This is a genomic window from Marinomonas rhizomae, from assembly GCF_003315485.1.
GTDB classification, from domain to species: domain Bacteria; phylum Pseudomonadota; class Gammaproteobacteria; order Pseudomonadales; family Marinomonadaceae; genus Marinomonas; species Marinomonas rhizomae.
Genome location: NZ_QNSE01000002.1, coordinates 360,980 through 373,348 on the forward strand (window position 1 = coordinate 360,980; position 12,369 = coordinate 373,348).

Below are 12,369 nucleotides of genomic sequence, written 5' to 3' on the forward strand. Positions count from 1 at the left end.
ATAATGCCATTGAAAAAGGGCCAGATAGCAGTGGTTTGCTTGGTAACTTTCTGGCCCTTGTCCGTCTTGTCAGTAGAGCGTGTTGATAATGTGGATGACCAAACAAAAGCGACTCAACCAGTAGAAGATACTGATACGGGTGAAGCGGGTGGGGTTGGTTGGTTGCAGGGGTCACACGAAGCGGTTTCGAAAAAAATTGGCAGTTGGTCGACGAATATTGATTCTTTTTTGTCTGGTAGGCCAAGCAATCAACATTCGGATAGCTCTATGCAAATTCGTTTCGGTTCAGTTCTCAGTAAAGACAAGGATGAGGAAACAGGTTTTTTTGATTTTAGTGCTCAATTGAAATTGCCAAACACCCAAGATCGGCTGCGCCTAATTATTGAATCTGACCCAGACTCTTTGGCGCCTGAAAGTTTACGAGGAGAATCTGCGCAACAAAACAATGTGGTTAATTCAGCCCTGAAATCGAGTATTTCTGCAGCAGTGCGTTATATGAAAGAGGGTATAGGTATGGATGTTGATGCGGGTATCCGAGTTGATTTTCCTTTAGATCCTTTTTTACGAGTACGCTTTAAACAGGGTGACGTTGCTGATCGATGGAGTTGGTGGCAGAAGCAAGAAGCATTCGCTTATTACTCTAAAGGTATTGGGGCTCGCTACGGAGTTGGGCTGGACTATGTCATTTCAACCCCCTTAATTTTTTCTACAGATTTTAGCGTGGCTTGGCTTGATAAAGAAGGGATGTTTTATTCTCGTGAAAACTTCGCCTTTCAACATAGGTTAAATGACAAAAATCGCTTAGGCTACCAATTGAGTTTTCTTCAGTCGGGAGAGCATTCTGTTGAACCGGATAGTTTTTTATACAACATACAATATGAGCGTCTGTTATATAAAGATTGGCTGATTGGTCAAGTTAAGCCTCAGTTTACCCATGAAGCCGACAACGATTATGATGGTACGTTTTCGTTGACCCTGTCGTTGGCTGTTTTGCTTGGGCCAGAATATCTTCGTTAAGAGATTATTTGATTTCTTTAATTTATGGGTGTGCGATTAGATTTGTATACGGGGAACTCGTATAATGCCGCGCTTAATCAGTACCTATCGCTTCCAAGAGAATCAGCCATGAGACCGGATCAAATCCAACCAGAAATGTATGAAAAGCAGCTGCAAGACAAGCAGTCTGAATTAGCCAAATTAATGGCGACTTTGTCATTACCTGAGATGGAAGTCTTTGCGAGCAAACCGTCCCATTATCGAATGCGGGCTGAGTTTCGGATCTGGCATGATGGCGATGACTTATATTACGCGATGTTCGATCCTGCGGACCCAAGAACACCGATTCGTACCGATCAATTTCTCGCTGCGTCGGATCTTATTAATGAGCTGATGCCAAAACTTCTTGATGCTGTTCGTGATGTTCCTGTGTTGCGTTATAAGCTTTTTCAAGTGGATTTTTTGACCACCACCACAGGCGAAGCCTTAATTAGTCTGCTTTATCATAAACCGATTGATGCCGAATGGAATGCCGCTGTTCAAGAGTTAAATAACGCTTTTCCTGCTTGTCACTTTATTGGCCGCAGTCGCAAGAAAAAACAAATTATCACTCGTGATTTTGTAATGGAAACCTTAACCGTTGATGGGCAAAAGTTCCATTATCAACAGGTGGAGAATAGTTTCACTCAGCCTAATGCTGGCATCAGTGAAAAAATGTTAGAATGGGCCTTGGATGTTACGAAACGCGCATCCGGTGATTTGCTAGAAATGTACTGTGGTAATGGCAATTTCTCTATTCCATTGGCTCGCCGTTTTGATCGAGTCGTTGCGACCGAAATTTCCAAAGTGTCTGTTAATTCTGCGCAGCTAAATATTGCCATTAACGGTATGGACAATGTTCAAGTGGTCAAAATGGCTAGTGAAGATGTGTCTGCTGCTTTGAATGGTGATGTTGAATTGCCTAAAAGCTTGATTCAGGCTGGAGTGAGCGAATTGACTCCTTCTGTTGTATTGGTTGATCCACCGCGAGCAGGTCTGGATGATGCAACGGTTGAATTGGTTCGTAAGATAGATTCTATTCTTTATATTTCCTGTAACCCTGAGACATTAAAAGCGAATTTAGAAGCATTGTCGAGTTCTCACGATGTGGTCCGATATGCGATGTTTGACCAGTTTCCTTATACCCATCATGTTGAAACAGGTGTGTATTTGCAGAGAAAGAACCAAGTAGAATAAAATAAATTTATGACCTAGAAAATCAGGCGATGATGCTATGAGGATTGTTCTTCTTATAATGAAAGACATTCCTGTAGCAGCATTAGGTTACAGATTATTCTGTGTTAAGATAATCACACTTTTTCCCCCACCACCAAAGAGAAGTCGAACGAGCCATGAGTAATAACTCACTAGACAAAGACAAAATTAAAATCTTGTTATTAGAAGGCGTTCATCAATCTGCATTGGATGCATTGCATGACGCAGGCTATACCAACATTGAATACCATAAAACTGCATTAGCAGAAGATGAGTTGATCGAGAAAATCTCGGAAGCACATTTTATTGGTATTCGATCTCGTACTCAGTTAACAGCGAATGTTTTAGAACATGCTAACAAGCTGGTTGCCATTGGTTGTTTCTGCATTGGTACGAACCAGGTAGATCTCGATGCAGCAAGTGCGAAAGGTATTGTTGTCTTCAACGCGCCATACTCCAATACTCGTAGTGTTGCAGAGTTAGTTCTTGGTCAATTAATTCTATTGCTTCGAGGCATTCCTGCGAAAAATGCGGCATGTCATCGTGGTGGTTGGATTAAATCTGCGGTGGGTTCTTATGAAACTCGTGGTAAGCGCTTAGGTATTATTGGTTACGGTAGCATAGGCACGCAACTAAGTGTTTTGGCTGAATCCTTAGGCATGGAAGTGTGCTTTTACGATATCGTCACCAAGTTGCCATTAGGTAATGCGCGTCAGATCAAGAGCTTGAAAGAATTGCTGTCTACCAGCGATATTATCAGCTTACATGTGCCTGAAACGAATTCGACTAAAATGATGATTGGCGAGAAAGAAGTGTCTCAAATGAAGAAGGGTTCTATCTTCATTAATGCATCACGTGGCACGGTTGCTGATCTAAGTGCTGTGGCTGAAGCCATTAAGTCTGGAGATTTAAGTGGAGCCGCTGTCGACGTATTCCCTGTTGAGCCGAAAGGCAACAAGGAAGAGTTTGTTTCCCCATTGCGTGGTTTAGACAATGTGATTCTAACGCCTCATATTGGTGGTAGCACAATGGAAGCACAAGAAAACATCGGTATTGAAGTGGCTGAGAAGCTGATTAAATACTCGGATGTTGGTACCACTACGGCAGCCGTAAACTTCCCAGAAGTAGCGTTACCAGCTCAGGCGGATAACCACCGCATTCTTCATATTCATGAAAATCGTCCCGGTGTGCTTTCTAAGATCAATGCGATCTTCTCTGAAAATAACATCAACATTACGGGCCAGTACCTTCGTACAACGGAGAAGCTTGGTTACATGGTAATGGATGTGGATGCAGAAGAAGGCGAATTGGCACTAGAGAAAATAAAAGAAGTAGAAGGCACAGTGAAAGCGCGCGTTTTGTTCTAAACTTTTTCTTTCTGCTTTTAATGTTAAAAAATCCAGCTATAGCTGGATTTTTTGTGTCTGGGTTTTATTTATTCGTAATAAGAAAAAGGCAGTCATTGGAAATTAATGGATCCCCAATGTGGTCGTAATGTCTTGAATTTTTTGTTTGATGTTATTTGTCATGCCCGCCATAAACTCCTCAGACTCGTTGGCTTGTTCTCTGACGTTGACAACCGCATTATTTAGCTTGTTCATACCGAGTTTTTGCTCTGCAGCATAGCCTGTTGCTTTTTCTGCTAGATAACTAGATTGCTTAGATTTTTCAAGAATATCTTGAGCCGACTGACCAAGTGCATGGGTTAAGTCGATTTGTTCAATTGAAGCCGTTTCAATTGAATTTATATTTTGGGTTAGCTTATCGGTTGCAGATGTGAGCTGTGAAAAAATCTTAGTGATTTCTTCTAGGGATTGTTGAGTTCTAGTGGACAATGTTCTCACTTCGGAGGCAACCACGGCAAAACCTCGGCCGTGTTCGCCTGCTCGAGCGGCTTCTATTGCAGCATTGAGTGCAAGTAAATTGGTTTGCTCGGAGATATCTCTGATGCCGCCCACAATAGATGATGCGCTAGAAACGGATGAACTTAAGCTAGTTAAGGCCTTTTTACTGCTATTAAGTCGCTCAACTGTTGTTTGATTTGCTAGTGCTAAGGAAGCCGCTTGATCCACACTGTATGACATGGCTGTATTCGTTTCGGTGGCATAATTCGCCACTTCTTGAGCTCGTACTTCAGCCTTGCTTGCAAGTGTTTCAACTTGATTTGACATGTTCAGAGTGTCATCTAGCTCGTGTCGAGAAGCCATACTTAATTTGTGTACCTGCCCAAAAGCATTCAGCATTTCATTGAGGGAAATGGATATGTTATTTAGTTCTGTATCTCGTTGTTGTCGCTGTACTGCTATTTGTTCTAAATAGCGATTTAAGTAATGTGCCACATCTGATAGCTCGTTTTTATTTTTTCCAACTTTGAGTGTACTAATATTTTGATGCTCTACTAAATCTTTTACCGCGGTGTATAGATCTCGAGCACTTTTGACCACGACTCTATTTTGAAAAATATGGACAGAGATTGTGGTGAGTATCATTAAAATAACGAAGACAGAAAATGCCATTAAAGTTTGTTCTTGAGTCGCCTCAGCACTTTTTTGGATGTCTTCTGTTCCAGCTTTTAAAATGTTCTCAAGCTGATTGATCTGCGAGCGAATTTTGTTTTGAGCGGCTTGAGCTTGCTGGATATTGGTAAGGCTAGACTCAACATCTTTTAAATATCGGCTGGACCAAGTATGCAGCTCGCTTTTCGTTTCTTCTAGAGGGTCGATGGTTTCACTGGAATCTTCTGAGTCGTTGCCCCAGCCCATTAATGACGATAAATCATCTGCAGAATCTGTGCCTTCCTCTTCATTCAGCTTCAGTATGGGAAGCTGATTGAACTCGGCAATATGAGCTTGGAATATTTCAATGGATTCGATTAAACGTTGTTTGTTATCAGCGGTAATGTTGTCCAAGTAGTTGTCTTTAGCACCACTAACATGGGCAAGGTCCGCGTATAATAATGCCTGGCTTGCGAGGTAAATGGCGGCAGATTGTAGATCATGATGCGATTGAAATAATGCAACCTTATCTGCCAGAGTATCTAATGATAGCAAAGTCTGTCTTTCATTATTCTCAATTAATGCATAAGGATTTCCAGACAGTTTTCCAGCGGCTCTAACGTCAGATTGAAGACTCTTTTCTATTGCAATTAGCGGCACTGTGATCGGGCTTTTAATGTTATCAGGTAATGTGTTGAGCGCAGGGCGAATTTTTTTCTCGATAAATTCTTGTGCCGTTTGCAAACTTGATGCTTCACCTGATGATAAATAGCCTTCAATTTGCTGCTTTAAATCGATGGACGAATATTCCCACACCTGTGTGTAGGTGTCGCTTTGTTCAAAAGCGCTGCGAAATTTCATCAAACTCCAAAGAAGCAGCGTGACTAACATGGCGGCAATGATGAAATAACTCACGGTGGTTGTACGTGTGACATGGGAAATTTTCAATTTAGAGCCTGCTTTAATTTACATAAATCGATGAATGCGACTACCTTAATATGAGTATGTGACAAAAATATGACTGGTGTTATGTGAGTTATATGAAACAGAGGTTTTGTTAGGAATCGCAAATTGTCTAAAAACGTCACATTTTTGACTTTTTACGCCTTAATTAGGGTTAATCCTGTCCAAATGGAAAAAAAACTTCCATGGTCACTTTTTCGTCATTATTTTGTATTAAATTAAAGCGGATATTGAAAAATCGTTTAATAAAGAAAGTGTGTTGGCTGTTAAGCCGTTTTCTCATGAAATAACAATTAAATCATATAAAATAAAATATAAAGGAGCTCAAGAATGACTCTTTCTCGTCGCCAATTCGTGAAAGGTGCCTCCGTTGCAGGTGCTGTGGCTGCTACCCCGTTTTCAATAAATAAAGCGATCGCAGCTAATAAAGAGCTGCGTATTTATGCGTGGGCTGGTTACATAACCGATGAAATGCTAGCGGATTTCAAAGCGAAAACAGGAATCAATGCTACGTTCACTCCATATGGAACTAATGATGAGTTAATGAACTCGTTGCGTGCTACGGATGGAACAGGCTTTGATATTATTATGCCAACCGTTGACCGAGTTCCTGGTTATGTTGATTACGACCTTATTCAGCCTCTTGATGTAAAAAGAATTAACTGGGACGGTTGTTTAGAAAGTGCTTTGGCTGGGTCTGATGTTGGCGGGATTGTAAAAGGGAAGCGTTATTTTGCTCCATCAGATTGGGGGACAGAAGCGATTGCGTATAACAAAGACTACGCAAAAACCAGTAAAGAGTTGAGTTACGGTGATCTTTGGTTGCCAGAGAATGCTGGTGGTGTCACCGTTCGTGGACATTCAGCTCTGGTTGGGATTGGTTTGTGGCTAGAAAAAGCGGGCAAACTTCCTTTCCCTCTATTGGATTCTTATAAAAACGAAAAGGCCATGCGTGCTAACTTTGATGTTATCTTGAAAGTGGCTGCTGAGCATAAAAATGCACTTGCTCAGTTCTGGTCTACAGAAAATGAAGCGCAAGGTGCATTTCGTACCAATGGCGCAATCATCGGTCAGACTTGGGATAGCACAGCATTTAAATTGCAATTAGAAGGTGAGCCTATTGCTTATGGCGCGCCAAAAGAAGGCGCCTTGGCTTGGATGGAAGGTTTTGTTATTCCTAAAAATGCCAATAACGTCGATTCAGTTTATGAGTTTATTAACTGGTATTACACACCAGAAGCTGGCGCTATGTTCGTAAAATCCACTGGCTATAATTCTACATCAAAAGGAGCGGATGCTTTACTGCCAGCAGAGACCAAGCAGTTCTTCCAAGACTCTTATAGCGAGCAAGATTTAGCTAACTTATGGTGGTGGCCTATTCAAGAACCATGGTACGTTGCATTACGTAACGAATATCAAGACCGTTACTTGTCGGCATAACCTCGAAAGCCCCTTGCGACGTTATGTCGCAAGGGGCTTTTTTGTATCGAGAAAAAATAACCAGCGAGAGAAATATGGATAGTAGTGTTCACTTAGATAATACCGTCATGCAATTTGGTGATTTTACGGCCATACAAAAAACTGATTTAACAATACAATCCGGCGAATTTTTTAGTTTCTTAGGTCCTTCCGGCTGTGGCAAGACCACAATCTTAAATATGATTAGTGGCTTTATAGACCCAACACAAGGTGATATTAAAATTGGTGGTAAGAGCATGCATGGCGTGCCAGCCAATAAACGTCCTACCTCGATGATTTTTCAAAACCTCGCACTTTTTCCTCTTATGACAGTGGCTGAAAATATTGAGTTTGGCTTAGAGGTTCGCGGTGTTTCGAAAAATGAGCGCAAAAAAGCCTCGGATCGTTTGCTCGAATTGGTTGCTCTAGAGGGCAGTGGAACCAAAAAAGTCTCTGAGTTATCAGGCGGTCAAAAGCAGCGAATCGCTATAGCACGTGCTTTGGCTGTGGAACCACAAGTTTTATTGTTGGATGAACCATTATCCGCATTGGATTTGAAATTACGTCAACATATGCGCACCGAATTAAAAGCCATTCAACGTAAAACAGGCATCACCTTCATTTACATTACCCATGACCAAGGTGAAGCGCTCACTATGTCTGATCGGGTTGCCGTCATGTCAGCAGGACGAATTCAGCAAGTTGCCGATCCTATTACTTTATATAGAGACCCTCATACCGCATTTGTGGCTTCTTTTGTGGGTGAGAACAATGGTGTGTCTGGCAAAGTGATTGAAGCTAAATCAGATCTCGTTGTTTTGGATTGTGGCCCGCTGGGTAAATTAGCAGGGCGTTCGCAAGGCAATATCGCTGTTGGCACAGCGGCTACGCTTTTTATTCGTCCTGAGCACTTTAGGCTGCAAGCTGAAAATGGCATGCATACATTAGGTGCGACTATTGATGAGGTGAATTTTGAAGGCGCGTATCTTACCCTGAATGCTAAAACTCCGGCCGAGCAAGCTTTGTCTATTCAGCTTGGGACGCATCAGTTCTCTGAGTCGTTGAAAAAGGGAGCGCCTGTTAGTCTTTCTTATAATGAGCTAGATGCCATTGTGATTGCAGGAGAGGGGCATGTTTAGTCAGCTAAAGGCGCGATTTGGTAGCGGGTTAGCGGTTGGTATTATTGGTATGATCGCGATCTGGCTGATTGGCTTGGTCATTTTGCCTCAGCTTTTAATGGTGGATTACTCATTTCGTCCAAATCTATTGCCTGCCGATATTGGAGGACCGAAAGATGTTTATTCATTAACTAATTATGAGACATTATTTGGCAATCATATACATTTGAAGATTTTCTTCAAAACCATTTGGTCAAGTGTTCTGGTCACAGGGTTAACGTTAGTGGTGAGTTACCCTATTGCATTTTACCTCGCTAAGGTTGCGACACCCCAAAAAGCGGCGCTTTGTTTATTGTTATTGATTATTCCATTTTGGATTAATGAGATTCTGCGTACGTTTTCTTGGTATATCATTCTCGCCTATAAAGGGCCGCTGAATGCTCTTTTGCTTGGGTTGGGATTTATTGATCGACCAATTCGATTTTTATCCGGCGATGGTGGTGTGCTCATAGGTATGGTTTATGCCTATATCTTGTTTATGATCTTTCCTATATACAACGCGATTGAAAGTTTGGATACCAACCAGATTAAAGCGGCACGTAATTTAGGTGCTGGCTGGATTCGTACGCATTGGCGTGTGGTGATTCCTCATGCCAAGCCCGGTATTGCGACGGGGTGTATTATGACCTTCATGCTGGCGGCGGGTAGTTATGCAGTACCTGCGCTATTAGGATCGCCGGGAAGCCGCTGGTTTACGCAAATTATTTATAACTGGTTCTTTGAAGGTGGTGATTGGAATCAGGGCGCTGCCTATGCGTTCTTGCTGTTAATTATCTGTATCGGTTTCATCGCCTTGGTGATGCGTATCTTTAAAGTAGGTTTGGGGGACATTGCAAAATGAAGTCTGAAACTATTATGCGCTTTGCTGTGCGTTTTTATATTGGCGTGTTTTTTGTCTACTTATTCACTCCGCTTATTATTATGGGGCTGGCAACGTTTAACGATAGCCGTTTCCCCACTGTTTCTCCGTGGAAAGGAGCAACACTCAAATGGTTTGAGGCGCTTGCTCAAGATGGTGCTATGTGGACGGCTCTATGGACGAGCGTCGTTGTAGCTGCTGGAGTCTTGGTGGTTGCTGTGCCGGTTGGTATTTGTTGTGCTCTGTTTTTATCTACCGTGCAAGGTAAAGGAAAAACCTTTCTTTATTCGCTGATGATGTCGCCATTATTAACACCTGGTGTGATTGTGGGGATCTCGACGCTTATTTTTTGGAAAGGTTTATCTGTGAGCGGCGGTGTGTTTTTAACCGTTGTGGCACAAACTACCTTTATTGCGGCTTATGTCATGTTAATGGTGTTAGCTCGACTGCAGCGATTCGATCGTACGCTTGAAAATGCCGCGTTGAGTTTGGGGGCTACTCAGTGGCAAGCATTCCGCCGTATCCTCTTACCTTATTTAAAACCTGCTATTTTTTCAGCGGCAGCAATCGCATTTTTACAATCGTTTGAAAACTACAACACGACTTTATTTGTTAAAGGCTATGACACGACATTAACGGTTTATATTGCTTCCAAGGTAAGGACGGGGTTAACGCCCGCAGTAAATGCGCTTGGTTTAGTAATGATTTCTGTCACTATTCTATTAGCTGTTATTTATGAAGTGAAACGTCGTCGAGAGCAATCAATGAACGGCTAGTCAAAAGCAGAGTGAGTCTGTGCGATGTTAATTAACACCCAAAACCAGTATGGCTTCCATGCTGGTTTTTTTAAATGAGGTGTTGGATCAAATCAATAATATTTTTGTGGGCGTATTTATTTCGCTCTATGGCGTAGTGACGCCCAAGGTTGCCTTTTTGTGTTGAGAGTGCCACTAAGGTGCCGTTGTGTAAGTCGTCTTGAATTAAAGCTTGTGGGCATAGAGCGATACCTTGCGCTGCAAGAGTCGCCATTTTAAGTAAGTGGAAGTCCTCGTATAAGAAGTGAGGAGGTTTATTGAACTCTAAGCCTTGCGCTGCAAACCAGTCTTGCCAACTGTCTTGGTTATGATCGTGGAGCAAATCTGCGTTTAAAATGTCTTGGCTAGAGACGGGGAAGGCGAATCGAGTTAAGTAAATTGGACTACAAACAGGAATGGTTTCCCCGCTCAGAATTTTGGTTGATAAGTAACTATTGCTGTCGTTGCTCTCATGACTGCCAATGCACACGCTGTATTCATCTATATAGTCTGGTGCAGAAGAGTGATAGTTGATAACAAGCTCATGATTGGGGTGCTTCTCTTTGAAAGCCAAAAGACGTGGTAATAACCAAGGCTCAATTAGCGAAGGCATGCAATATATCGTCAGAGGTTGCGGTTTATCAGAGACGCGAGACAGTATTTGATCGATATGATCAAAGGGAGCAGCAAGCTCTTTAGACAAGCGTTGTCCTTCTGGTGTGGGTTTGAGCTGCCGGCCTGATTTGTAAAATAGAGGATAGCCCAGTTGACCTTCCAGGCGTTTAATCTGATGGCTAATAGCCGACTCCGTTAAATGTAAAAAGTCAGCGGTGGTTTTTAAGCTCTGGAAGCGTACCACCAGATGAAAAGTGTGTAGTGCATTATACGGATGGCTCATCAATCACCTCTTGCTTGCTATCACTTGAGTTTTTGTCATGTATTTTTAAACAAAGTCATTATATTTGAGTTTCCGGTTTTACTAAGCTAAGTCAAACAGTCAATAAAGCAGGAGAAAGTCATGTGTAAAGTCGAAGCAGCTTATCGGGCAGGTCCAGGATCAAAGCTTTCTGTTGATACCACCTTCTATAACTCGCTCAAAGAAGGCGGCGTAAAGCGCACTCTAGTAGAAACCGTTAAAGTGCCGATGCGCTCGGGTAAAGCATGGGAGGTGCCAGCTGGCCATGTTTTTAGAGTGCGCGTATCGGAATGTTCACAGGTGGGCGATTTTAATATGTGGAATAAGCATGACCCTCGTGAGCGTATGTGGGCATCTCGTACCCGTCAGATGCAAAGAGCACATGTGAGTATTCATGATCGTCTTTGGTCGACGCTACCATTCCTTCGTCCCATGGTTACCATCATAGACGATACGCTTGCCGAGTATGGGCAGGATGCAGAAGGTGGCAGGGTTCATGATTTATTAGGTACGCGTTGTGACCCCTATGTGAATCGACTGCTCACCGGAGAAGATTTCGACTTTCATTGCCACTCAAATTTAGTGCGTGCAGTACTGCCTTATGGGTTAACTGAATTTGATGTTCATGACGTGTTGAATATTTTCCAATGCACAGGTCTTAATGAAGATGACAAGTACTTCATGAAAGCCTGTCCTGCTAAACAAGGCGACTATTTAGAATTCTTTGCTGAGATAGATTTATTATGCGCATTGTCCTGTTGTCCAGGTGGGGACTTATCGGTAGACCTATGGGGACCAGAAGCAAAAGACCCACTATCGACCTGCCATCCGCTGGAAGTAGAAATTTATAAGCTAGAAGGCAATGCATTAGAGGGTTGGGAAGAACCTAAGAGTTCAGGTTACGCTGGTGGACATGGTCTTAGTGATCCCAATGTTGATTGGGGGGCAAAAAAGAAAGCACTGTTGTCCAATTAATCGAGTGAAAAACCAACAAAAAGTGGTCTTTTTGTTGGTTAATTGAACGATCCTGAACTTCTTTCAAATTAATTGTGATAAATGCCACTTTTTATCAAAAAAGGGTTGCACAAAATCTGTAGATCCTTAATATACGCCCTCGCTGACACGGACAAGGCTTCAGAGCAACGAAGACCAAGTTCAACTAACTAAATCAAGGTTTGGTTAGTCATTCAAGTTAGCACGCTCTTTAAAATAGATAATCAGATAATTTGTGTGGGCGCTCGCTGGAGGCTTCAGAAGATTGTCCGGATGGTTTAGATCATTCGAGACGATCAAAAAAATTGAAGTCTTGCGAAACGTCTAACACGTCAATTCGCTTTATGTTGATTGATTGTTCTTCGGGGTAATGAATTGATTAAGTTATTGTTAGTGTAATAGATTTTGAGTAAGCAAACTTTTTAACTGAAGAGTTTGATCATGGCTCAGATTGAACGCTGGC

General features: G+C 42.3%; 10 protein-coding genes. 8 read left to right on the forward strand and 2 right to left on the reverse strand.

What is annotated here, in order from left to right:
- Nucleotides 1-3 precede the first annotated feature (3 nt).
- The 3 genes from DFP80_RS03525 to serA all read left to right on the forward strand — a co-directional run bounded on the left by DFP80_RS03525 (nucleotide 4) and on the right by serA (nucleotide 3,617).
- Nucleotides 4-1,017, forward strand: a complete 1,014-nt coding sequence (locus tag DFP80_RS03525) for a hypothetical protein (protein ID WP_113915428.1) — start codon at nucleotides 4-6, stop codon at nucleotides 1,015-1,017.
- A gap of 108 nt (nucleotides 1,018-1,125) precedes the next feature.
- A complete protein-coding gene (trmA, locus tag DFP80_RS03530) occupies nucleotides 1,126-2,232 on the forward strand; it encodes a tRNA (uridine(54)-C5)-methyltransferase TrmA (protein ID WP_113915429.1) in 1,107 nt (368 codons plus the stop codon).
- Nucleotides 2,233-2,387: 155 nt separating this feature from the next.
- Nucleotides 2,388-3,617 (forward strand): phosphoglycerate dehydrogenase, encoded by a 1,230-nt coding sequence (serA, locus tag DFP80_RS03535; protein WP_113915430.1) that lies wholly within the window; start codon nucleotides 2,388-2,390, stop codon nucleotides 3,615-3,617.
- A 102-nt stretch (nucleotides 3,618-3,719) separates the two neighbouring features.
- Here serA and DFP80_RS03540 read toward each other — a convergent pair whose 3' ends face one another.
- Nucleotides 3,720-5,693, reverse strand: coding sequence for a methyl-accepting chemotaxis protein (locus DFP80_RS03540; RefSeq protein ID WP_241560174.1), 1,974 nt, complete (start codon nucleotides 5,691-5,693; stop codon nucleotides 3,720-3,722).
- Between the two features lie 345 nt (nucleotides 5,694-6,038).
- Here DFP80_RS03540 and DFP80_RS03545 point away from each other — a divergent pair, with 345 nt between their 5' ends.
- From DFP80_RS03545 to DFP80_RS03560, 4 genes are all read left to right on the forward strand, one after another.
- Nucleotides 6,039-7,148, forward strand: a complete 1,110-nt coding sequence (locus DFP80_RS03545; protein WP_113915432.1) for an extracellular solute-binding protein — start codon at nucleotides 6,039-6,041, stop codon at nucleotides 7,146-7,148.
- A gap of 74 nt (nucleotides 7,149-7,222) precedes the next feature.
- On the forward strand, nucleotides 7,223-8,305 hold the full coding sequence (locus DFP80_RS03550) for an ABC transporter ATP-binding protein (protein ID WP_113915451.1): 1,083 nt from the start codon (nucleotides 7,223-7,225) through the stop codon (nucleotides 8,303-8,305).
- Nucleotides 8,298-9,185 (forward strand): ABC transporter permease, encoded by an 888-nt coding sequence (locus DFP80_RS03555; protein ID WP_113915433.1) that lies wholly within the window; start codon nucleotides 8,298-8,300, stop codon nucleotides 9,183-9,185. Before DFP80_RS03550 ends, DFP80_RS03555 begins: the two co-directional genes overlap by 8 nt.
- On the forward strand, nucleotides 9,182-9,979 hold the full coding sequence (locus DFP80_RS03560; protein WP_113915434.1) for an ABC transporter permease: 798 nt from the start codon (nucleotides 9,182-9,184) through the stop codon (nucleotides 9,977-9,979). Before DFP80_RS03555 ends, DFP80_RS03560 begins: the two co-directional genes overlap by 4 nt.
- A 70-nt stretch (nucleotides 9,980-10,049) precedes the next feature.
- Here the strand turns inward: DFP80_RS03560 and DFP80_RS03565 are convergent, their stop codons facing one another.
- Nucleotides 10,050-10,895 carry a LysR substrate-binding domain-containing protein gene (locus tag DFP80_RS03565; protein WP_113915435.1) on the reverse strand — a complete coding sequence of 282 codons (846 nt, stop codon included), beginning with the start codon at nucleotides 10,893-10,895 and terminating at the stop codon, nucleotides 10,050-10,052.
- Nucleotides 10,896-11,015: 120 nt separating this feature from the next.
- Between DFP80_RS03565 and DFP80_RS03570 the strand changes: the two genes are divergently transcribed.
- Nucleotides 11,016-11,888, forward strand: coding sequence for an urea carboxylase-associated family protein (locus tag DFP80_RS03570; protein ID WP_113915436.1), 873 nt, complete (start codon nucleotides 11,016-11,018; stop codon nucleotides 11,886-11,888).
- Nucleotides 11,889-12,369 lie beyond the last annotated feature (481 nt).

Bases quoted from the DNA above. Each gene is read 5' to 3' on its own strand.
- DFP80_RS03555 (WP_113915433.1), top strand. From the start codon at position 8,298: ATGTTTAGTCAGCTAAAGGCGCGATTTGGTAGCGGGTTAGCGGTTGGT.
- DFP80_RS03545 (WP_113915432.1), top strand. From the start codon at position 6,039: ATGACTCTTTCTCGTCGCCAATTCGTGAAAGGTGCCTCCGTTGCAGGT.
- DFP80_RS03565 (WP_113915435.1), bottom strand. From the start codon at position 10,895: ATGAGCCATCCGTATAATGCACTACACACTTTTCATCTGGTGGTACGC.
- DFP80_RS03550 (WP_113915451.1), top strand. From the start codon at position 7,223: ATGGATAGTAGTGTTCACTTAGATAATACCGTCATGCAATTTGGTGAT.
- DFP80_RS03525 (WP_113915428.1), top strand. From the start codon at position 4: ATGCCATTGAAAAAGGGCCAGATAGCAGTGGTTTGCTTGGTAACTTTC.
- DFP80_RS03560 (WP_113915434.1), top strand. From the start codon at position 9,182: ATGAAGTCTGAAACTATTATGCGCTTTGCTGTGCGTTTTTATATTGGC.
- trmA (WP_113915429.1), top strand. From the start codon at position 1,126: ATGAGACCGGATCAAATCCAACCAGAAATGTATGAAAAGCAGCTGCAA.
- serA (WP_113915430.1), top strand. From the start codon at position 2,388: ATGAGTAATAACTCACTAGACAAAGACAAAATTAAAATCTTGTTATTA.
- DFP80_RS03570 (WP_113915436.1), top strand. From the start codon at position 11,016: ATGTGTAAAGTCGAAGCAGCTTATCGGGCAGGTCCAGGATCAAAGCTT.